Source organism: Rhizobium sp. Root483D2 (genome assembly GCF_001426685.1).
Lineage (GTDB): Bacteria > Pseudomonadota > Alphaproteobacteria > Rhizobiales > Rhizobiaceae > Pararhizobium > Pararhizobium qamdonense.
On sequence record NZ_LMFB01000005.1, the window covers coordinates 573 to 855 of the forward strand.

A 283-nucleotide genomic window follows, 5' to 3' on the forward strand; every position below is an offset into this window, starting at 1 on the left:
GATCAACGAGGGCGAGTTCGTCGTCTTCGTCGGCCCCTCGGGCTGCGGGAAATCGACGCTTCTGCGGCTGATCGCAGGGCTTGAGGACACGACCTCCGGCACGATCGAGATCGACGGGCGCGACGTTACCGGCGCGGCTCCGGCCAAGCGGGGGCTCGCCATGGTGTTCCAGTCCTATGCGCTCTATCCGCATATGACGGTGCGCAACAATATCGCCTTTCCGTTGAAGATGGCGAAGATGGACCAGGCGGGGATCGACAAGAAGGTGGCGGAGGCAGCCCGC

At 64.3% G+C, this 283-nt stretch carries 1 protein-coding gene; it reads left to right on the top strand.

The window, feature by feature from the left end; all coding sequences use genetic code 11:
• Nucleotides 1–283 (top strand): ABC transporter ATP-binding protein (locus ASD32_RS03605; RefSeq protein ID WP_156383062.1); only part of this gene is annotated, 283 nt, incomplete at both ends.